General features: G+C 69.0%; 17 protein-coding genes. 8 read left to right on the plus strand and 9 right to left on the minus strand.

The window, feature by feature from the left end; all coding sequences use genetic code 11:
- Nucleotides 1-94: 94 nt before the first annotated feature.
- Nucleotides 95-2,995: a helix-turn-helix transcriptional regulator gene (locus AWB92_RS31025; protein WP_085184738.1), complete on the plus strand. Its 2,901-nt coding sequence runs from the start codon at nt 95-97 to the stop codon at nt 2,993-2,995.
- Between the two features lie 6 nt (nt 2,996-3,001).
- Here AWB92_RS31025 and AWB92_RS07485 read toward each other — a convergent pair whose 3' ends face one another.
- Together AWB92_RS07485 and AWB92_RS07490 are read right to left on the minus strand one after the other, a co-directional pair.
- Nucleotides 3,002-3,271 carry a DUF4242 domain-containing protein gene (locus AWB92_RS07485; protein WP_068180997.1) on the minus strand — a complete coding sequence of 90 codons (270 nt, stop codon included), beginning with the start codon at nt 3,269-3,271 and terminating at the stop codon, nt 3,002-3,004.
- A 41-nt stretch (nt 3,272-3,312) separates the two neighbouring features.
- Nucleotides 3,313-3,771 carry a MarR family winged helix-turn-helix transcriptional regulator gene (locus AWB92_RS07490; RefSeq protein WP_068111661.1) on the minus strand — a complete coding sequence of 153 codons (459 nt, stop codon included), beginning with the start codon at nt 3,769-3,771 and terminating at the stop codon, nt 3,313-3,315.
- 74 nt (nt 3,772-3,845) lie between these two features.
- Here AWB92_RS07490 and AWB92_RS07495 point away from each other — a divergent pair, with 74 nt between their 5' ends.
- A complete protein-coding gene (locus AWB92_RS07495) occupies nt 3,846-4,787 on the plus strand; it encodes a PHB depolymerase family esterase (RefSeq protein WP_085184839.1) in 942 nt (313 codons plus the stop codon).
- 81 nt (nt 4,788-4,868) lie between these two features.
- On the plus strand, nt 4,869-7,493 hold the full coding sequence (locus tag AWB92_RS07500; protein ID WP_085184739.1) for a LuxR family transcriptional regulator: 2,625 nt from the start codon (nt 4,869-4,871) through the stop codon (nt 7,491-7,493).
- Between the two features lie 18 nt (nt 7,494-7,511).
- Here the strand turns inward: AWB92_RS07500 and AWB92_RS07505 are convergent, their stop codons facing one another.
- Nucleotides 7,512-8,117, minus strand: coding sequence for a TetR/AcrR family transcriptional regulator (locus AWB92_RS07505; protein ID WP_085184740.1), 606 nt, complete (start codon nt 8,115-8,117; stop codon nt 7,512-7,514).
- Between the two features lie 68 nt (nt 8,118-8,185).
- On the opposite strand from AWB92_RS07505, the gene AWB92_RS07510 reads away from it, so the two are divergent.
- The 3 genes from AWB92_RS07510 to fadD1 all read left to right on the plus strand — a co-directional run bounded on the left by AWB92_RS07510 (nt 8,186) and on the right by fadD1 (nt 11,527).
- The gene (locus AWB92_RS07510; protein WP_085184741.1) at nt 8,186-9,016 is read left to right on the plus strand and encodes an alpha/beta hydrolase; all 831 of its coding nucleotides are present in this window, start codon (nt 8,186-8,188) and stop codon (nt 9,014-9,016) included.
- Between the two features lie 36 nt (nt 9,017-9,052).
- Nucleotides 9,053-9,814: an SDR family oxidoreductase gene (locus AWB92_RS07515; RefSeq protein ID WP_085184742.1), complete on the plus strand. Its 762-nt coding sequence runs from the start codon at nt 9,053-9,055 to the stop codon at nt 9,812-9,814.
- Nucleotides 9,815-9,886: 72 nt separating this feature from the next.
- Nucleotides 9,887-11,527, plus strand: coding sequence for a fatty-acid--CoA ligase FadD1 (gene fadD1, locus AWB92_RS07520; RefSeq protein WP_085184743.1), 1,641 nt, complete (start codon nt 9,887-9,889; stop codon nt 11,525-11,527).
- On the opposite strand, the gene AWB92_RS07525 is transcribed toward fadD1, so the two are convergent.
- From AWB92_RS07525 to AWB92_RS07550, 6 genes are read right to left on the minus strand one after another with little or no spacing between them, the layout of a single operon-like run.
- Nucleotides 11,524-12,177 carry a MarR family transcriptional regulator gene (locus AWB92_RS07525; RefSeq protein WP_068129428.1) on the minus strand — a complete coding sequence of 218 codons (654 nt, stop codon included), beginning with the start codon at nt 12,175-12,177 and terminating at the stop codon, nt 11,524-11,526. The genes fadD1 and AWB92_RS07525 overlap by 4 nt on opposite strands.
- Nucleotides 12,174-12,596, minus strand: a complete 423-nt coding sequence (locus AWB92_RS07530) for an OB-fold domain-containing protein (RefSeq protein WP_085184744.1) — start codon at nt 12,594-12,596, stop codon at nt 12,174-12,176. Before AWB92_RS07530 ends, AWB92_RS07525 begins: the two co-directional genes overlap by 4 nt.
- Entirely contained in the window at nt 12,593-13,768 is a 1,176-nt protein-coding gene (locus tag AWB92_RS07535; protein ID WP_085184745.1) for a thiolase family protein, read from the minus strand. Before AWB92_RS07535 ends, AWB92_RS07530 begins: the two co-directional genes overlap by 4 nt.
- Complete coding sequence (locus AWB92_RS07540; RefSeq protein WP_085184746.1) at nt 13,758-14,087, minus strand: hypothetical protein; 330 nt, start codon at nt 14,085-14,087, stop codon at nt 13,758-13,760. The genes AWB92_RS07535 and AWB92_RS07540 overlap by 11 nt, the downstream gene beginning before the upstream one ends.
- Before the next feature lies 1 nt (nt 14,088).
- Nucleotides 14,089-16,422, minus strand: a complete 2,334-nt coding sequence (locus tag AWB92_RS07545; RefSeq protein ID WP_085184747.1) for a CoA transferase — start codon at nt 16,420-16,422, stop codon at nt 14,089-14,091.
- Nucleotides 16,423-17,778, minus strand: a complete 1,356-nt coding sequence (locus AWB92_RS07550) for an amidohydrolase family protein (RefSeq protein ID WP_085184748.1) — start codon at nt 17,776-17,778, stop codon at nt 16,423-16,425.
- Nucleotides 17,779-18,058: 280 nt separating this feature from the next.
- On the opposite strand from AWB92_RS07550, the gene AWB92_RS07555 reads away from it, so the two are divergent.
- The gene (locus AWB92_RS07555) at nt 18,059-19,138 is read left to right on the plus strand and encodes a DUF1214 domain-containing protein (RefSeq protein WP_085184749.1); all 1,080 of its coding nucleotides are present in this window, start codon (nt 18,059-18,061) and stop codon (nt 19,136-19,138) included.
- Complete coding sequence (locus AWB92_RS07560; RefSeq protein WP_085184750.1) at nt 19,135-20,307, plus strand: sulfotransferase; 1,173 nt, start codon at nt 19,135-19,137, stop codon at nt 20,305-20,307. Before AWB92_RS07555 ends, AWB92_RS07560 begins: the two co-directional genes overlap by 4 nt.
- Nucleotides 20,308-20,319 lie beyond the last annotated feature (12 nt).

Here is a 20,319-nt window from a genome sequence, read left to right on the forward strand (position 1 = left end):
CCGCGTCATGACCACAACGAAGCATTTGCCAGGCCTTTAACGATAGTCAGATCTGACTATCGACCGGCCAAATCGGCGCGGTTACCTTGATTCCATGGCCCAGTGGGTGCCACCACCCCTTCCGGCGGAATTGCTGGCGCGTCGGCGCGGCCCGCTCGTCGGCCGTGCGGCGGAGCTTGCCGCGTTCGAGCAGGCGTGGGAACGCGTCGAAGGCGGCACCCGCCAGGCGGTATTCATCGGCGGTGAACCCGGGGCGGGCAAGACCCGCCTGGCGGCCGAGGTGGCCGGAACGCTGGCCGACCACGGCGTCCCGGTGCTCGTCGGGAGCTCGACGGCCGACGCGGACGTGCCGTACGCGCCGTTCGCCGAGGCACTGGACCGGTTGCTGCTCGCGGCCCCGCCAGGTTCGCTGGCCGACACCCTGGCCGACGCCGGAGCGCAACTGCGCCGGCTGTCCACCCAGGTCGATCGGCATTTGCCCGACATCGGCCCGGCAGACGAGGTCGGGGCGCCCAGGCAGGCACTTTTCGACGCCCTGACGGGTTTCTTGCGGCGCCTGGCCGCCGACCGTCCGATCGCGTTGATCCTCGATGACCTGCATTGGGCGCAGCTGCCCACCCTCGTGATGCTCGAGCGCGTCGTGATCGGCTGCGCCGACGTCCGAATGCTGGTGGTCGCCACCTTCCGGTCGACCGAACCGGACCGTTCCGACGAGCTCACCACCCGGCTGGCCGAGCTGCACCGCTTTGACGGGGTGCGGCGACTGGATCTCGCCGGGCTGGACACCGAGGCGATCGCCGAGTTCGTCAGGCGAACCCAGCAGCTGGCTCCCGCGTCAGCGCGCAAGGCCGCCGCCTTGCTGCGCGACAAGACCGGTGGCAATCCGTTCTTCCTGACCGAGCTGGTCGGCGACCTTGAAGCCCGTGGTGGGCTGGCGACGCTCGGTGTGCAGCAGACCGTGCCGGCGTCGATCGGGGACGCTATTGCCCGCCGGCTCAGCGGATTGGGCGCCGGTGTCCGGGTCGTCATCGAACAGGCGGCGGTGCTCGGTGAGACGTTCGACCTGCCCGCGCTGATCGCCGCCAGCGAAACCGATCTCGCCGCGACGCTGGCGGCGGTCGATTCGGCCGAGGGGGTCGGCCTGATCCGGCCGGTTCGCGACTCCGACGGCGAGTTCGCGTTCGTGCACGCGCTCACCCGCGAGGCCGTGGTCGGCGGAATGGCGGCGTCCCGGCTGCGGATCATGCACGCGCGGGCGGCCGAAGCGCTCGAGGGCCGGGCTGACCCGTCGCTCATTCCCCGGTTGGCAAACCACTACCTACGGGCCCACGTGCTCGGCTACCACGAGCAGGCGCTGCGGTACGCCCACCAGGCGGCCCGGATGGCCGAACAAAGCCTGGCCTACGAGGACGCCGCGAGGTGGTTCGAGCGGGCGGCGTCGCTGCCGGAGCTGAGCCGCACCGATCGGGCGCGGCTGGACCTCGATGCGGCCGCCAACCACGTGCGCGCCGGCGATTTCGCGCGGTCGCGAGCGATTTATGAACGCCTGAGCGCGATGGACGATCCGCTCATCCGGCTGGGGGCGGCCGTCGGCTATGAAGAAGCGAATTGGCGTCGCGGACAGTCGGATTCGACGGCCGCCGACCTGCTCGCGTCGGCGCTGGAATCCTGCGGGCTGGAGACCGAAGACCTGCGCTACCTGCAGGCACTCGGCAGCTTTGGGCGCGCGCTGGCCTTCGCCGGGGAGGCGGCGCGAGCGCGCGAGGTGGGCAACCACGCCATCGACCGCGCGCGGGCCACCGGTGATCAGGCGGTGCTGATGCACACGCTCAAGACGAGCCTGTGGCACGGGCTCACCCCGGAGCTGTGCGAAGCCCAAGCGGAGCGATCGGCCGAGGTATCCCGCATGGCGCTGGAGCGCCGCGACTACGAGGTGCTCGGGGCGTCCTCGCACTTTCGCGCCATGGTCAGTTACCTGGCCGGCCGGCCCGACGACCTGGCCGCGTCGACCGCCGACATGCGCCGCGCGGGAAAAGCCATCGGGCAACCGGTCTTCGGGTTCGTCGGTGCGTGCGTCGAGCAGGCGCTGGCCTATCTGCGCGGCGACTTCACCGGCGCCGAACGGTGGGCCGACATCGCTTTGCGCGCAGGCGATTTGTTCGACGCGGACGATACCGCGGGTTCCAACGGCGTCCAGATGTTCATGATCCGCCGGGAGACTTCGGACCTGAAGAGATTCGCTGGGTTCATCGACGGCAGCGAGACATTCGCCGGACGCTGGGTGCCCGGCCTGCTCGCGCTGTACACCGAGCTCAACTGTGAAGCGGGCATGACCCGAGCCCTCAACCACCTGCTCAACCGCAAACTCGGCGATCGCACCGACGAGGCGCAGTGGCCGATGGAGCTGGCGTTCATGGTCGAGGCGGCGCTGGAGCTCGGCAACCGCGAGGCTCTGCATTCGCTGCGTCCGTACATGGGTCGCTATGCCGGCAAGAATTTGGTCGCCGGCCAATTCGTCGCCTTGTTCGGCAGCGCCGACCGTTACCTCGCCCGGATCGCGGCACTCGACGGCGACACCGCGGCGGCCGAGCGGCATTTCGCCGCGGCGCTCGAGATGGACCGCCGGATGGGCTCGGTGGTTCACATCGCCGAGACGCTGGCCCGGCACGCGTTGTTCGCGGCGTCACGCGGGCGCACGGAGGAAGCCCGGCGCCTTGCCGACGAGGCACGCGCGATCGCCACGCCGATCGGTCAGAACCGCGTCGTCGAGCTGGTGGACGCGGTGCTGGTGACGGGCCCGGACGGCTTGACGGACCGGGAGGTCGAGGTGTTGCGGCTGCTCGCCGAGGGGCTGAGCAATCGGGCGATTGGCGAACGCCTCTACATCAGCACCAACACGGCCGCCAACCACGTGCGCAACATCCTGATCAAAACGGGCGCCGCGAACCGCACCCAGGCGGCAATGTACGCCGCCGACCACGAGTTGCTCGGGTGACGACCCTCAGATATCGGAGAGCTTGCCATCGGGCATGACGCGATCGCGGACCTCGACGATCACGTCGGCGGGCAGGCCAGCCCTCGCGGCCGCCGTCCTGATGGCCTCGGGTGAGGGCGCCTCGTAAAGGCAGTAGGTCTTGCGCTTGTCCGCCGACAGGAACGAGTACATCCAGCGAACGCCTTCGAGGTCGTTGATCCGGTTGATGCCGTCGGCGACCTCCAAGCTCGGTTCCATGTCCTCGGCAAAGTTGCGCTCGACCATGAAGATGGGCACGGCGGACTCCTGTCATTGTCTTGCGTCGAACTTACGCCGTGTCAATCGCGCACCGCGTCGGCCTCGCTGGCGAGCAACGTCTGCAGGGTGTCGCGCAATTCGCCCAGCCGCTCGGGGCCCAGCAGCTGTTCCCACCGCTTCTCCAAAGCAACTGCGTTGGAACGCATCACGCGCAGCGCTTGGCGACCGCGCGGCGTCAGCTCGATGATCCTGGCCCGGGCGTCTTCGGGATCGGCCACTCGGGTGACATAGCCGTGCCGCTCCAGGCCGGCGATCCCCTGGGCCACCGCCTGGCGACTCACGTTGAGCCGGTCGGCCAGATCCGACGCGTGCAGGCCGCCGCCCGCCAGCGGCACCAGCGCAACCGCCTGCGCCGGCCGGATGCCGTCGAGGCCGGCAGCGGCGAACGCGGCCCGCAAGCGGGGCGCGCCCGAGGCGGCCACCAGGTTCACCAGCGCCGGGACGGTGGGCTTCCAGTGGCCGTCCGCAACACGTCGCATGGGAAGAGTGTGCCACCTGAGTGTATTTTGACAAGTTACTTGTCAAAATGTCGGCCGGCTGCCACGATGGGTTCATGCGATCGCTGTGCGCTCGGGGGTTCGGTGTCTGTCTCGCTTCGATTTTGGTCGTGGTGCTCGGCGGGTGCGTCGGCGGCGGTCATGCGTTGGGAACGCCCGGCGCCCAACCGATTCCGGTCGGGCAGTCCACGCAATCCATCGATTCCGGCGGCGTCAGCAGGACCTTTCACCTGTACCGACCGCAGGGGTTGCCCGACGCGGCGCCCCTGGTGGTGATGCTGCACGGCGGCTTCGGCAACGGCGCGCAGGCCGAGCGGTCCTACAACTGGGACGCCGAGGCGGACACCGGGCATTTCCTGGTCGCCTATCCCGACGGCCTCAACCGCGCCTGGAATGCCGGGACCTGCTGCGGCGAACCGGAGCGCGCGAATACGGACGACGTCGGTTTCCTTACCGCGATGGTGGGGGCCATCGAACAGGAGATCCCCGTCGATCGCGCGCGCGTCTACGCCACCGGCATGTCGAACGGGGCCATGATGGCGCTGCGGCTGGGCTGCCAGAGCGACACCTTCGCCGCGATCGCCCCCGTCGCCGGCACGTTGCTCACCGACTGCTCCCAAGCGCGACCGACATCGGTGCTGCAGATCCACGGCACCGCCGACGACCGGGTGCCCTACAACGGCGGACCCGGAAAGGCCGTCGCCATCAACGGGAATCCACGCGTCGACGGCCCCTCGGTGGAGTCGGTCAACGCCACCTGGCGGTCCATCGACGGATGCGGACCCCCGACCTCGACCACCGCCGGCAGCGTGACCACGCAGACGGCCGGATGCCCCGACGGGCGCACCGTCGAGTTGATCTCGGTGGCCGGCGCCGGCCATCAATGGCCCGGCGGCCAGCCGAGCCCGCTCGCAGAACTCGCCGGCATCCCCGAACCGTCGACGGCGCTCAACGCCACCGACACCATCTGGCAGTTCTTCGCCCAGAGCCACCGCTGACCATCTGCCCAGCGTCGAGGGGTTTGGGCGATCGACGCGTTTTCGGTGCAACAACTCGACATTCGCCGGTTTACTTGTCATATGGAGCGCTTGCTAGAGCGTGAGGCCGTCCTCGCGAAGCTGGCCGCACTGGCCCGCGCGGTGCGAAAGGGCAAGGGCCAGGCGGTCTTGCTGCGCGGTGAAGCCGGCGTGGGCAAGACCGCGGTGATCATCCGCTTCTCCGCGGGCCTCGACGAGATGCGGGTGCTGCGCGGCTGGTGCGACCCGCTGGCCGCGCCACGGCCGCTGGGCCCGCTTCTGGACGCGCTGGGCGGTGTGGGTCCCACGGCGGCCCGGGCTTTAGATGACGCGATCGAATCGGGTGACACCGGCGCGCTGTACCGGCGGCTGCTGACGGTGTTGCGCGACGGACACCGCTGGGCCTGGCTGATCGAGGACGCCCATTGGGCCGACGGAGCGACCCTCGATCTCATGCGATTCCTGGCCCGGCGCATCGACTCGCTACCGCTGCTGCTGGTGGTGTCCTATCGCGACGACCAGCTTGACCGGCAGCACCCGCTTTCGGTCGCGCTCGGGGATATCGCGACGTGCGCGGGGGTCAGCCGCGTCGGATTGGAGCCGCTGAGCCGGGAAGCGGTCGCGGTGCTCTCCGCCGGCAGCGGTGTCAACGCGGACCAACTGTACGAACTCACCGGCGGAAACCCGTTCTATGTCACGGAAGTGCTGGCGGCCGGGGCGCAAGCGCTGCAGCGAAATGCGTTGCCGCGCACGGTTACCGAGGCCGTCTGGGGCCGCCTGGGGCGGCTGTCGCCCGCGGCGCGCGAGACCGCGCACGCGGTGGCCGTCTGCGGCCCACGGGTGCACCCGGCGGTGCTGGACAAGGCATGCCCGGCCGGCAGCGCGGGGCTGGCCGAATGCCTCGACGCCGGGGTGCTGCACACGGAGTGGGACGCGATCGGGTTTCGGCACGAGCTGGCCCGGCGCGCGACCATTGACCAAATCCCCGCCCATGAGCGCAAGGCCCTGCACGCCCGCGCACTGGACGCCCTTGCCGAACCACCGATCGACCCGAACACGTTCGCAGCGTTGGCTTTTCACGCCGATCAGGTCGACGCCGCCGAAGCCGTGATCCGCTACGGCGTGGCCGGGGCCGAGCGCGCCGCGGCCCTCGGGGCGCCGCGGCAGGCCGCCGACCTGTTCGCGCTCGCGCTGCGGCGCGCCGACACCGAACCGGCCGAGAAAAGGGTCCAGTGGCTCGAGCAACACGCGGTGGCGTGCTACCTCTGCGGGCGCGGCGAGGCCGCCGTGTCGTCCTGGCGCGAGGCGATCGCGCTGCGCCAGGCGATGGGCGACCGGCTGGGCGAGGGCGACGACTTGCGCTGGCTGTCGCACGGATTGTGGGGCCTGGGTCGGGTCAGCGAATCCGCCGACGCGGCACGCGCCTCCCTGCGCCTGCTGGAGGACACCGACCCGTGTCCGCAGCTGGCCTGGTCGTTGGTCAACATGGCCGAGCAGGGCCTGTGGAATTTCGACCCGGCGTGCGCCGACTACGCGGCTCGGGCGATCACCGTCGGCACCCAACTCGGCGACGACGCGGCGGTGGTCCGGGCGCGTGGCTACACCGCGTTGGCCAATGTGGTGCGCACGGACACTGGCTGGGACGAACTGGAAGCGGTCTGGCACCAAGCAAAGGACGCCGACGCCCGCGGCGAGACCGCCGCCTTCTTCGGGGCGGTGAACGGCTACATCGCGGCGATGCACTACGACCCCGATCGGGCGGATCGCTACATCGCCGGCACCGTCGCGTATTGCCGCGACCGCGGCATCTACCTCTTCGAGGGAATCGCCGACGGCGCCGACATGTTGGCGGGCCTGCATCGCGGCCAGTGGGATCGCACCACCGCGCGCGCTGAGGATCTGCTGACCCGCCCCGGGCTGACGCTGGTGAATTGGATCTCGCCGCGCATCACCCTGGCGCTGATCAACGCCCGCCGGGGCGAACAACCGGTCGCCTCGCTGCTCGACGACTTGGAATCCGACTACGAGATAGAGCAACAGCGGTTCTTTCCGATGTGGGCCGCACGCGCCGAAGCCGCCTGGCTGGCCGGCGACGACGACCTGGCTCGCACCGTCGCGCAACGTTCACTGGCCAAGATGGGCGCGGACCGCAATCCCTGGCTGATCTGGCAGCTGCGCCGGTGGGCCCAACTTCCCGGTGGCCCGCCAGAGCCAATCGCCGGCGATGGCCCAGTCACTCCGTTCCAGCTGGAGATCGGCGGCGACTGGCGCGGGGCCGCGGCGGCCTGGGAACGCCGCGGCTGCCCCTACGACGCGGCCATCGCCCGGCTCGGCGGCGACGTCGCCGCGGCGGAATCGGCGCTGGCAACCTTCCGTGGCCTCGGAGCACGAGCGGCGGCCCGCCGGGCCCAGCAGCGCCTGACAACGCTGCGCGGTGATGCTCGTCGCGGCAAGGGCGCCGGCACGGTTTCCGACCCGGACGGGCTGACCCGACGGCAACGCGAGGTCCTTGCGTTGATCGCCGCCGGGCACAGCGACGCCGAGGTGGCCACCAAACTGTCCATCAGCCCCAAGACCGTCGGGCATCACGTCGCCGCTATCCTGACCAAACTCGGTGTTGACAACCGCACGCAAGCCGCGGCCCGCGCCCGAAACGCCGGACCCTACGGCAGCCCCGGCCGTCGCTGATCCTCAACGCGCCGAACGTCATTCGTCCAACATCGCGTCGATCAGCCGGTGCAGCACCTCCCCCGTCTCCCGGCGGGCGCGCTTTGGGTCGTCGGCGGTGGCGATGACCATGGCCGCCTCGTCGAGCGCGCCGATCAGGATGTGGGCCAACGGCCGCATCGGTTGCTCGGCCAACTGTCCGGCCTTGACGGCCTCGGTGAGCAGCTGTTCGGTCATGCCCAGGCTGTAGCGCTGCGCGACGTCCCGGAACGCCGGCCACCCGAGCACGCTGGGCGCGTCGAGCAAGATGAGCTGGCGTACCTCGGGATCGCCGGAAACGTCGAGCCAGGCGTCGACGGCGGCTCGAATCGCGTTGGCGGGCGTCGTCGCTCCGGACTCGGCCACGATGGTGCCCATCCGGGCCATCACATCCTGCTCGACGGCCTCGACCACCTCGGCGAAAAGCGTTGCCTTGTCGGCGAATTGGTGGTACATCGCGCCGCGGGTGACCCCGGCGGCCGTCGCAATCTCCGGCGTCCCGACCTCCGCGTAACCGCGCAGACCCCACAGACGGCGGGCAGCCGAGATCAGCGCGTCGCGGGTCGCCGCGGAGCGCTCCTCCTGGGTCCGTCTCTTGATTTCCATACAGCCTGTTGGTAACTTACGAACAGACAGCCTGTTTGTAAATGTACCTTTCGATGTAGGAGTCAGCCATGTCGACGATCGACATTAGTGCCGGGACCATTCACTACGAAGCAACCGGACCCGAGAACGGCAGGCCCGTCGTCTTCGTGCACGGGTACATGATGGGCAGCCAACTGTGGCGTCAGGTCGGCGTGCGCCTCGCCGATCGCGGGCTGCGCTGCATCGCCCCCACCTGGCCCCTGGGCGCGCATCCGCAGCCCCTGCGGGCGGGCGCCGACCGGACCATTTACGGTGTCGCCGGCATGGTCGCCGAGGTGCTTGCCGCCCTCGATCTCGAGGACGTGGTGTTGGTCGGCAATGACACCGGCGGGGTCGTCACCCAACTCGTCGCGGTGCACCATCCCGAGCGGCTGGGGGCGCTGGTGCTCACCAGTTGCGATGCGTTCGAACACTTTCCACCGCCGATCCTCAAGCCGGTGATCCTGGCGGCCAAGTCCAAGATGATGTTCAAGACCGTCGCCCAGGCCATGCGCGCGCCGGCCGCGCGCAAGCGCGCCTTCGACGGCCTCGCATACACCAACATCGACGAACTCACCGAGGCATGGGTGCGTCCGGGGCTGTCCGACCCGGCGATCGCCGAAGACCTGCGCCAGTTCAGCCTCTCGATGCGCACGGAGGTCACCACCGGCGTCGCCGCGCGACTGCACGAGTTCGACAAGCCCACGCTCATCGCCTGGTCGGCCGACGACGTGTTCTTCGAGCTCGCGGACGGCGAACGGCTGGCCGCGACCATCCCCAACGCCCGCCTCGAGGTCATCGAGGGGGCGCGCACGTTCTCGATGCTCGACCAGCCGGAGCGGCTCGCCGATCTGCTGTCGTCGATAGCGGTCCGCACCTAGCTCGGGAGGCCGATTGGCGGGCGCTACGCTCGCGGCATGCAAAAGGTGCTGCAAGGCAGGCGGATCCTGGTAACGGGCGGAGCCACCGGTATCGGCGCGGCCGCCATCGGAGTCCTCACCGACGCGGGGGCCGAGGTGGTCGGCACCTACCACAAGACCCCGCCGCCGGATGGGCTGGCGAACACGTGGCTGCAATGCGACGCGCGCGACGCCGACGCCGTTACGGCGATGGTGCGGCAGGCCGCGGACCACCTCGGCGGGCTCGACGTCCTGGTGAACGCCGCGGGGCTGTGGCAGGCCGGAATTCCGGGCTACATCGGCGCCGACGACATCTCGTTCCTGTTGGACACCAACGTGAAGGCCACCATCCTGACCAATCAGGCCGCCTACTCGGTGATGAAAGAGCAGAACCCCAAGGGCGGCAGGATCATCAATTTCGGGTCGTCCGAAGCCGTACAGGGCAGCGCGATCTCGGCGGTCTACGCCGCAACGAAGGGCGCGGTGCAGGCCTGGACACGATCGGCCGCGAAAGCCTGGGGCTCCGACAACATCACCGTCAACGCGTTGGCTCCGGCGGTAGAGACACCGGGCTCCGACCGTTTCCGGGATTTCCTCGGTCCCGATGCGAGCGCCCTCATCGATCAGCAGATGCAGCTGATGATCCCGATCGGCGGGAAACTCGGTGATCCCGCGCGGGACGTGGGGCCCATGCTCGTGTTCCTGGCCGGCACCGGCTCGGGCTTCATCACCGGGCAACTGCTGGCCGTCGACGGCGGACTGATGATGGTGGGCGGTTAGCACCCGGGGCTGGGGACCGCCGCTAAGATAAGACGGACCGTCTCGTCTCGTAACCGAAGGTGGACCGCTGCGATGGCCGACGACACGATTCAGGCGCTGCTGCGTAAGCGCCTGACCGACCCTGCCGTTGCCATCAAACACGGCCATTTGCAATGGACTTGGGATCAATACCTCACCGAGGCGACGGCGCGGGCCGCGGCCCTGATCGCCGCCGCCGACCCGCGTCGACCGATGCACGTCGGCGCCCTGCTGGGAAACACGCCGGAGATGCTGGCCCAGATGGCCGCCGCCGGGCTCGGCGGCTACGTGCTGTGCGGAGTGAACACGACGCGGCGCGGCGAGGCCCTGGCCGCGGATATCCGGCGGGCCGACTGTCAGTTCGTGGTCACCGACCCCGAGCATCGGCCGCTGCTCGACGGCTTGGACCTCGGGAGAACGCAAATCCTGGACACCTCGACGCCGCAGTGGGCCGAATTCCTCGGGAGCGCAGGCGAACTGGTCCCCCACCGCGAGGTCACCGCGATGGACGCGTTCATGATGATCTTCACGTCGGGAACCAGCGGTAATCCCAAGGCGGTCCAGGTGTCCCACCTGATGGCCACGTTCGCCGGTATCAACCTGGTCCAACGCTTCGGCCTGACCGAGCGGGACACCTGCTACGTGTCCATGCCGCTGTTTCACTCCAACGCGGTCGTCGCCGGATGGGCTCCCGCCGTGGTCTCCGGCGCCGCGATCGTCCCTGCGAAGTTCTCGGCGAGCAACTTCCTTGACGACATCCGCCGCTACGGGGCCACGTACATGAACTACGTCGGCAAGCCCCTGGCCTACATCCTCGCCACCCCCGAACGCGACGACGACGCCGACAACCCACTGCGGGTGGCGTTCGGCAACGAGGCCAACGACAAGGACATCGAGGAGTTCGCCCGCCGATTCGGCGTTCAGGTCGAAGACGGCTTCGGCTCCACGGAGAACGCGGTCATCGTGATCCGCGAACCCGGGACGCCGAAGGGGTCGATCGGCCGCGGCGTCGACGGGGTCGCGGTCTACAACAGCGAGACCGTCACCGAATGCGCCGTCGCACGCTTCGACGCCAACGGGGCGCTGGCCAACGCCGACGAGGCAGTAGGCGAGTTGGTCAACACCGCGGGCTCGGGGTTCTTCACCGGCTACTACAACGACCCCGAGGCCAACGCCGAACGCATGCGCCACGGCATGTACTGGTCGGGGGACCTGGCCTACCGCGACGCCGACGGCTGGATCTACCTGGCCGGGCGCACCGCCGATTGGATGCGCGTGGACGGCGAGAACCTGGCCGCGGCTCCCATCGAGCGGATCCTGTTGCGGCACAGCGCCATCAACCGCGCAGCGGTGTACGCCGTCCCGGACGAACGGGTGGGAGATCAGGTGATGGCCGCGATCGTCCTCAACGACGGCGCCGAGCTCGACCCCGATGCGTTCGAAGCCTTCCTCAACGCGCAACCCGACCTGTCTCCGAAGGCCTGGCCGCGATACGTGCGCATCGCCGCAGACCTGCCCAGCACCGCCACCCACAAGGTGCTCAAACGCCAGCTGATCGCCGAAGGCGCGTCCGCCGGCCAGGGCGAAATCCTCTGGGAGCGTGACGGGCGCGGTACCGCCTACCGGCAGGCCACGTCCAGTGGCGATCGCAAGCGCGGCGTAGCCGGGCGCTGCGGGTCGCCACCATCGGTCTAGCGCGGGTCCCTGGGTGCCCGACGGCGGATCTGCCCCTTCGCCCGTCGCACCCGTTTGACCGGATCTCGGCTTGTGCCGCCGGCGATCTCGTCGCGCAGCTGCGCGATGTTGGAGATCTCCGCATACAAACCGCGAATCGCGTAGTCCAGCACCGCGAACGAGCAACGCTGGTCCGGGTCATCGGCCAGACCGAGGTCGCGAGAGCGCTGCCGCGACCACAGCGCCTCGTCCAGCCGGGCGCGGGTCGCCTCGAGATGGCGATCCAGCGTGTCGACCAGGTGTTCCGGATTTTCGCCGCGCGCAAGCCAGGTCTTGAGGATGACGGGGTGTTTGATGACCACCCGATCCTCGGCCGGAAAGTGCTGGACCCACCGGCGCAGCGCGTCCAGGCCCGAATCGGTGGTCTCGTACAACGTGATCGCCCGCTTGCCGGATTGGGCGCCGATCTCGCTGACCATGCCCCGCTCCAGCAAGCGGTTCAGCTCGCGCCGCACGTGGCTCACCGACGGCGACCAGTAGAAGTGGCCGACCGAAAGTTCGGCACGCATCTTGATCTCACCGGCGGTGAGTTGCTCGTCGTTCGCGGCCAACACGCCCAGCACCAGGTAGGCCGTCACCGGAAGGCCGTTGCTGGTGCGGGCGGGACTCATTGCAATCCAGTGAAATACGGCAGGGTGACGTCGGCGCCGACGGCGTGGAATTGCACCCGGACGCGCATGCCGATCGCCAGGTCACCCGGGTCCACCCCGACGACGTTTGTCAGCATCTGGTAGCCCTCGTCCAGCGTGACGATCGCCGGCGCATAGGGAGGCTCGAATTCCGCGGTGACCGGGCGATGCACCACCGTCCAGCTGTAGATCTCGCCGAGCCCGCCGCTGCACTCCCACCGCAGTTCGGCCGAAAGGCATTGGCGGCAGTGCTCGGTCGGCGGAAAGTTCGACAGGCCACACGCTTCGCAGCGTTGGTAACGCAACTCCCCCGCCCCACAGCCCTGCCAGAAGGGGACGCTGAGTTCGCTGCTGGCGTGGGGCACCGGCCCGCTCTGTGGCCGCAACGGTTCGGATCTCATAACGGCTCGTCTCCCAGGATCAGCACGGTGGTGAACAGGGCTCCCGCACCTCCGTTGCTGCAGAACGCGATGTGCGCGTCGGGCACCTGGAGGTCACCGGCCTGGCCGCGCAGCTGCTGAACGGCCCGGACGGCCCGCTGCATCATCTGCGGATTGGAGCCGGCGTGGCTGAACGACATGGTCCCCCCGTCGGTGGTGACCGGATGGCTGCCGTCGATCGCGATGTGGCCGTCGGCGACGAACGGTCCGCCCTCGCCGTCGCCGCAGAAGCCGAAAGCCTCTAGCTGGCGGATGATTTCGAAGGAGAACGGATCGTAGAGCTCCAGCACGTCGACGTCGTCGGGACGCAGGCCGGCGTGGGCGAACGCCCGCTCGGCCGCGCGCCTGCCCACGACGCCATTGACGTAGTCGCCGTGATCGCCGCTCCGGCCGGCGAGGTCCCAAGCGGGCGGGTGCTGATACGACGGGCCGTGAAAGTCCGCGCCGCTGCCCAACGCGTAGATCGGTTGGCCGGCGACGTCCACCTGGTCGATGTTGGCCACGACGAGAGCGCAGCCGCCCTCGGAGGTGGTGGCGCAATCGAGGAGATGAAACGGGTCGGCGATCGGCCGCGACGCGGTGATGTCCTCCGCCGCGAACGGACCCCGTTGGTAGTAAACGGCTTCGGGGTTTCGCGACCCGTTGTTGCGAATCGTCGCCGCGACCATCGACAGTTGTTCGCGGGTGGTGCCGTAGACGTGCATGTGGCGCCGGGCGATCAGCGCGAACTCGGCGGTGGTGAACATCCCCCAGGGCGCGACGAATTCGTTCTCGGGCCGGGTCCACGGAGCAGTGGCCTGATGGTCGCGGTATTCACCGGCTTGCGCGGCGACCAGGACGACGACGTCGGCCATGCCGTGCTCGATCGCGGCCACCGCCTCGGTGATCATGCCGACCCCGAAAGCCAGTCCCTGCCAGGCCGGTCCGAGGCGCAGGTCGTAGATCAACGCGGTGGACAGCGGGCCCGCGCTGATCCCGTCGACGTCCTCGAGGCTCAGGCCGGCGTCGGCGAGCGCTCCGTGAATGGCCTTGAGCGCCAGGCTTCGTGACGTTTCGCCGTCCAGCCGGCGGCCCTGCCGGGTGTTGTGCACTCCGACGATCGCCGCGGTCCGCTTCACCGGGCTAGTTTTCATCCGCGACAACTCCCAGGTAGGTTCCGACGACGTCGTATTCTTGCCCGTCGCGCTCGATGGTGCCGATCGTCGTGGTCCGCGCGCGGCGGGGCGCGGCACCGGCTTCGACCACGTCGATCCGCACGTCGATCGGCCGTGCCGATTGCGGATCGGTGATCTCGACGACCATCGCCACCGCCCGTTCGCTCTCGTCCCACTCGACACCGGTGATCCGATGGCGGGCGGTCAACTCCATCACCACGGAGTCCTGGCGCACCAGGAACCGGACCGGGGCGCAGGGCTCCCCAGCGCGCGGCGGGACGCACAGCGTGACCGCCACGTCAGAGGCCCGCCGGGCGTGCGCTGGTGGCCCCCAAGGCGCGCAGCTCCACCAGATCCCGTTGACTGCGCCCAAGAATTCCCGTCAGCACCTCGTCGGTGTGCTGGCCATACAACGGGGGCACCCGCCGAAGCCAGCGTCGTGGCTTCCCGACGAACGCGAAGGGCATGCCGGTGCACAGGAACGAGCCCGCGACGGGGTGGTCGATCTCTTCCCAGAAGCCTCGGGCGAGCAGTTGCGGGTCGCTCAGCAGCTCCGCGGCTGGCGTGACGCGCGCCGCCGCCAGCCCGCCGGCGCGCAGCGCCGCCGCTGCGTCGGTCGCCGAACGCCGGGCGGTCCAGCCGGAAATGAGCTTGTCGATTTCGTCGGCCCCGTCGCGCCAGGCCGCGCTGTCCGGGCCGAGGTCGGGTCGCTCGATGAGCGCCGCCAACGACGCGCGAGCGGCGTCTCCCTGGGCGGCGAGCGCGACCCATTCGTCGTCGCCACGGCACGGGTACACGCCCTGGGGCGTCGCGCCCGGGCCCCTGTTTCCGTTGCGGCGCAACTCGATCCCGTAGCGCGAGTACTCGACCACCACCTCGGCGGCCACGTTCAGCGCAGCCTCGACCATCGTCGACTCGACATGCATGCCGGTCCCGTCCCGGTCGCGAACCACGAGCGCCGCAACCGCGGCGAACGCGGCATGCAGCCCCGCCATCGGGTCGCACACCCCACGCGGGATCACCGGAGGGCCGTCGGCGTGACCGGTCACCCACGCCATCCCGGTCGCCTGCTCCATCGTCTGGGCGAAGCCCACGCGATCGCGCCACGGGCCGTCGAGGCCAAACGCGGGCATCCGCACCATGATTGCGCGCGGATTGGCCGCGGTCACGGCATCCCAGTCCAGGCCGAAATTCTCCATCACCCGAGGTGAGAAGTTCTCGATCACCAAGTCGCTCGCGGCGATGAGCTCCAAGGCGATGGCGCGCCCGGCGTCGACGCTGAGTTCGGCGCTGATGCCACGCTTGTTGTTGTTGCTGCACAAGAACACCGGGCCCCACTCCCACCACTGGTCCCAGTCGGGTGGGCGGCCGGCGGAAAGCCTCATGCCGTCGGGCCGGCGGACGCCCTCGAGCTTGATCACGTCGGCGCCGAGGGAGCCCAGGAATTGGGTGGCGACCGGCCCCGCCCAGAACGCGGTGAAGTCGGTTATCCGTATGTCGGACAACGGGAGTGCGCCAGCGTCGGCGGCCTGCGGCCGGTCGGGCCGCGGCGGCCAGTGGACACCGCCGTTGTCCGCGCCCAGCAGCGGGGGCCGTCCGGGCGGCGTTGTCGCCATCGCGTCGCTCCGATACGGCACCCGCGGCTGCACGCCGCCGGGTCCCGATTCGACGAAGACGCCGCGCTCGACGAAGTGGTCGACCTTCTGCAGCGTGGCCGGGGTGCCGATGGGGGCCACCGGGATGCGGAAGGCCACCGCGAGGTCGGTGATCTCTTGCGTGGTACGGGTTTCCGTCCACTGCGTGACCATGCCGAGGAATTCGTCGCGGCGCTCGACCCGCCCGACGAACGACGCGAGCTCGGCGTCGTCGAGCAGGTCGGCACGATCGATCATCACCAGAAAGTCCTGGAACTGTTGCGCGGTGATGGTGCAGAAGCCGACCATGCCGTCGGCCGTGGGAACGATCGACGGCAGTTCCAGGCTGCGTTGCTGCTGAAGGGAATCCGCGCCCAGCACACTGGCCGACATGGCGGACAGCCCACCCATGGCGATCGCCATCGCCTCGTAGGTCGAGAGGTCGATGACCTCCCCGCCTCCGCCCCGGGCGGCGCGGCGGGCCGTCGCGGCGGCGACGGGCGCGGCGAACGACCCGGCCAGCCACTCACCGAGCCGCCCGCCCGCCTGCACCGGTTCGTCGCCCGGCCAGCCGCGGCCGTCGATCGAGCCGCACAGCGCCTGCAGGATGAACTCGTTGGCCACCAGCTGTTCTTCGACGTAGGGCCCGGTGGTGCCGAACGGCGTCACCGCCACGATCACCGCCGACGGTCCGGTGTGCGCGGTGATGTCGTCGACGGTCCAGCCGTCGGTCAGGTCGGTGAGCACGATGTCGGCGCCGGCCAGCAGCGCCGCCGCCCGCCCACGGTCGTTCACCGACTTCTTGCCAGCGGCCAGGTAGCCGAACAGCGCGCCGGCGGGCCCGCCAGCCGACCAGCTCCGCATCGAATCGCCCTGCGGCGATTCGATTTTCACGACCTCGGCGCCGGCATCGACGAACATCTTGCCGCAGTAGGACACCGCGAGGCCGTTGGACAACTCCAGCACCCGCCAGTCGGCGAACGGTGCCCGGGCGGCCACTCAGTTGCCCAGGGTGGTGGCGCGCCCGGCGATGCCCGTTATCTCGACCGTCGGCGGCGGCTGCCCCTGCGCCAGGGCCTGCAGACCGGCCTGCGTCATCCGGGTCCACGCGTCGAGGTCGCGCTGGCCGGCCGGGCGGCCGACGTGTGTGACGACGTCGACGTCGCTGGCCTGCGAGCGCAGATAGCCGGCGCGGGCGTGCTCCTTGGGTATGTACCGGAAGGGGTCGAACGAGTATGCGGCCATGGCGTTTTCGTGCGTGATCTTGTCGATGACCGAGTCGTCCAGGTGCCCCATGGTCTCGATGACGTCCTCCGGTGCGAACGGCCAGTTGCTGTCGGAATGCGGGAAGTCGGACTCCCAGCACAGCATGTCCTCGTTGAACCAATCCATGTTGCGCACGCCGACCTTGTCGCTGATGAAGCAGGTGTAGAAGTGGCGCTTGAACACATCGCTGGGTCCGGCATAGCCGGGTGGAAATTTCGCCAGCGTCCAGCCCGAGTGGCGGTTGTAGACGTGCTCGGCGCGCCAGAGGAAGTAGGGAATCCAGCCGACATCACCCTCGGTGAGCGAGAACTTCAGCTGCGGGAAGTCGGCCCAGAATTCGGCCCAGATCAGCTCGGTGAAGGTGAACATGCTCATCATCGACGACGCCGTCATCTGCACGCTGGGCGGCGCGTCCGTCGACACCTGCGGAGAGCGAGACGCCGAGCCGACATGGGTGCACAGGACCGTCTTGTTCTCGCAGACGGCCTCGAACAGCGGATACCAGTATCTGGTGTGAATGCTGGGCATTTGCAAGGCTTCCGGGTTCTCCGAGAATGTCACCGCGTGGCAGCCCTTGTCGGCCAGCCGCTTGACCTCCTTGGCGGCCTCGGCGACGTCGAAGAGCGGCAGGATGCCGCAGGGGATGAACCGGCCCGGGTAGGCCGCGCACCACTCGTCGACGTGCCAGTCGTTGTAAGCCTTGATCATCACCAGGTTCACGTCCCGGTCGGGGCCCTGGTTGAGCACCTGGCCCGAGAAGCCGGTGAAATTGGGGAAGTTCAGGCCCGCCAGCTGGCCGCCGGCGTTCATGTCGTGGACACGCTCGTCGACGTTGAAGCAGCCCGGCCGCATCTCGTCGTAGCGCGAGGCGTCGATGTTGTACATTTCGCGGGGCTTTCCGGCGACGGCGTTCAGGCCCATGTTGCGTCCGCGAACCTCGCCGTAGTACCACTGCTGGACGCCGTCGGGTTCGAGGACCACCCGGGGCGCCAGGTCCCTATATTTCGCGGGGACGTGCGCGTCGAACATGTCGGCCGGCTCGGCGATGTGGTCGTCCACGCTGATCAGGATCAGGTCGTCCTTGTTCATGCCGCACTCCTCTGCCGATATAGCGACTAGTAGACAATGATTCCTGTCACAGAGTCAACGGCTCCGTGGGTTATGGCCGAACGGCAAATACGCGCTGGCACCGCAATTATTCAGCAGCTTCAATCGCCCGCCCACCATGCAGTCCGAGCCAATGGTAAGGGACTATTAGTCCAATGCCGCAGGTGAGGCCGGACAGGGCCGCGCGTCCCACGTGGGTCGCCCTCCCGATATTCGGGCGAATCGGCGCCCGGAGGCTGACGCATCGTCTATGCATGTGGCTATGGCTGAAACCCAGGCTCCGAATGCGCGCGCCGCGTGGCAGTTCTTCCAGCAGATGCTGGCCGACGTCACCAAGATCGTGACCGAGGACGCCGAATCCGAACGGGAGCTCCTCGAGGGGCTGCGCGTCATCGCCCGCGTCTCGTCGCTGTGTTCGCAACTGTCCGTCGAGGCCGACCCCGACCGGCCGACGTTCTTCGATATGTGTTCTCCGACAAGGATGATCGGCGGGCCCAACCCGGACGGCAACTACTACCTGGCGATGATCCGCGGTGACCGCCGCTACCGGATCACCGGCACCCGGGGCACCAGCGCCTACCTTGGGTTTCAGATCCTCGCCGGCACCGGCCTGACCCCGCGCCGGATGGCCAACTACATCAGCGACACCGGCCTGACGCTAAACGGCGACGAGCTCGCGCTGGTGCTCTCTTCGGAAGAACCCGCCGATCTCGCCGGCGCGCAATGGGTGAAGATCCCCGAGGACGCGTCCTCGGTCGTCGTCCGCGAGTACATCGGCGACCCCGCCTCCGAGACGTTGGCCACCATGCGCATCGACGCCCTGGACCCCGACCCCGTCGCGCCGTTGACCGACGACGAACTCGCCGACCAGTTCACGGCGATGGCCTGGTCGCTGATGAAGCTGGTCACGCTGCACCGCACCATCAAGCCCGAGCTTCTGGAGACGCCCAACACGCTGCTGACCGCCGAGGCCGCCGATCTGGGTGCCGCCGACACCACACCGGACAACCTCTACATGATGGGGACATTCCGGCTCGATCCCGGGCAGGCGCTGGTTCTCGACATCGAGCCGCCCGACACGCGCTACTGGAACGTGACGCTGGAAAGCCTCTGGCACGAGTGCCTGGAGCCGCGCCGCCGGCACAGCTCGGTGACAAGTCGCGCGGTGCGGCCCGACGCGGACGGGCGGGTGCGGATCGCCATCTCGGCGGAGGACTTCGGCATCGGCCACTGGCTCGACACCGGCGGCCGGCACCGCGGGTTCGTGGTGGTGCGCTGGCTGGACAACCCCAGCCCGCCCGACGTCTCGGTGTCGGTCCACGAGGGAAAGGTCCGGGCATGACGCTGCAGGAGCGATTCACCCCGGAGCGGCTGATCGCCACTGCCTGCGAGGAGGCCGGGAGTGACGACTTCGGCGACGACGGGTGGCAGGCCGGGCTGCAGCGGCTGACCGACGGGCTGGTCAACGAGGCGCGTTTGTCGGCGATCGGGGTGGAGATCGCCTACCTCGACGTCATGCGCGCCCTGAAGAACCGGCTCGGCGTAATCGACTGGCGCAAGCAACATCCGGAGGTCGCCGACAAGCCGATCACGGCGCCGATCTTCATCGTGGGCCAGCCGCGCAGCGGCACCACGATCCTCTATGACCTGCTCGCCCAGGACCCCGACCTGCGGGCGCCGCTGACGTGGGAGGTGGATGCGCCCTGTCCGGTCCCGCAGCCCGAGACCTATCACGACGACCCGCGGATCGCGCAGACCCAGGCCAGCATCGAACTCTCCGAGCAGATCATCCCGGGATTCTTGGCATTTCACCCGATGGGGGCGCTCGTCGGGCAGGAGTGCGTCCGCATCACGGCCAGCGAGTTCACCAGCATGATCTTCTCGGTGCAATACCGGCTGCCGAGCTACTACCGCTGGCTGCTGTACGAGGCCGACCACGCCGGCGCCTACCGCTTCCACCGAATCTTCCTGCAGCACCTGCAGTCCGGCGTCTCCGGTCAGTGGCTGTTGAAATCGCCGGCGCACCTGTGGCACCTCGACACCCTGCTCGCCGAATATCCGGACGCGCTGATCGTGCAGGCCCACCGCGATCCGCTCAACGTCATCTCATCGATCGCCGCGCTGACCCACCACCTGCGGCGGATGGGCAGCGACGAATCCGACATCGCCGAGTGCGCGGCCCAGTCCTACGAAGAAGTGGTCGTCGGCCTCGAGCGCGGGATGGCCCTGCGCGACAGCGGCGCGGTGCCGCCCGGCCGCGTGGTGGACGTGCTGTTCACCGATTTCATGAACGACCCGTGGACCACGATCAAGGACATCTACCAAAAGCTGGGCCGCGAGCTGAAACCCGAGGCCGCCCAGCGGATGCGCGACTTCCTGGCCGCCCACCCCGGCGACGGCGGGGGCAGCCGATACACCTGGTCGGACACCGCCCTGGACGCCGCCGAGGTCCGCGACCGGGTGAGCGCCTATCAGGACCGCTACGGGGTGCCGACCGAGCGGTTGAAGTGACTCGTTTCAGCC

This window comes from Mycobacterium sp. IEC1808, from assembly GCF_002101935.1.
In the GTDB taxonomy this organism is placed as follows: domain Bacteria; phylum Actinomycetota; class Actinomycetes; order Mycobacteriales; family Mycobacteriaceae; genus Mycobacterium.

What these genes read in the sequence shown, in the direction of transcription:
- AWB92_RS31025 (WP_085184738.1), top strand. Translation starts at nt 95, where the DNA reads ATGGCCCAGTGGGTGCCACCACCCCTTCCGGCGGAATTGCTGGCGCGT.
- AWB92_RS07490 (WP_068111661.1), bottom strand. Translation starts at nt 3,771, where the DNA reads ATGCGACGTGTTGCGGACGGCCACTGGAAGCCCACCGTCCCGGCGCTG.
- AWB92_RS07495 (WP_085184839.1), top strand. Translation starts at nt 3,846, where the DNA reads ATGCGATCGCTGTGCGCTCGGGGGTTCGGTGTCTGTCTCGCTTCGATT.
- AWB92_RS07500 (WP_085184739.1), top strand. Translation starts at nt 4,869, where the DNA reads ATGGAGCGCTTGCTAGAGCGTGAGGCCGTCCTCGCGAAGCTGGCCGCA.
- AWB92_RS07505 (WP_085184740.1), bottom strand. Translation starts at nt 8,117, where the DNA reads ATGGAAATCAAGAGACGGACCCAGGAGGAGCGCTCCGCGGCGACCCGC.
- AWB92_RS07510 (WP_085184741.1), top strand. Translation starts at nt 8,186, where the DNA reads ATGTCGACGATCGACATTAGTGCCGGGACCATTCACTACGAAGCAACC.
- AWB92_RS07515 (WP_085184742.1), top strand. Translation starts at nt 9,053, where the DNA reads ATGCAAAAGGTGCTGCAAGGCAGGCGGATCCTGGTAACGGGCGGAGCC.
- fadD1 (WP_085184743.1), top strand. Translation starts at nt 9,887, where the DNA reads ATGGCCGACGACACGATTCAGGCGCTGCTGCGTAAGCGCCTGACCGAC.
- AWB92_RS07525 (WP_068129428.1), bottom strand. Translation starts at nt 12,177, where the DNA reads ATGAGTCCCGCCCGCACCAGCAACGGCCTTCCGGTGACGGCCTACCTG.
- AWB92_RS07530 (WP_085184744.1), bottom strand. Translation starts at nt 12,596, where the DNA reads ATGAGATCCGAACCGTTGCGGCCACAGAGCGGGCCGGTGCCCCACGCC.
- AWB92_RS07535 (WP_085184745.1), bottom strand. Translation starts at nt 13,768, where the DNA reads ATGAAAACTAGCCCGGTGAAGCGGACCGCGGCGATCGTCGGAGTGCAC.
- AWB92_RS07550 (WP_085184748.1), bottom strand. Translation starts at nt 17,778, where the DNA reads ATGAACAAGGACGACCTGATCCTGATCAGCGTGGACGACCACATCGCC.
- AWB92_RS07555 (WP_085184749.1), top strand. Translation starts at nt 18,059, where the DNA reads ATGGCTGAAACCCAGGCTCCGAATGCGCGCGCCGCGTGGCAGTTCTTC.
- AWB92_RS07560 (WP_085184750.1), top strand. Translation starts at nt 19,135, where the DNA reads ATGACGCTGCAGGAGCGATTCACCCCGGAGCGGCTGATCGCCACTGCC.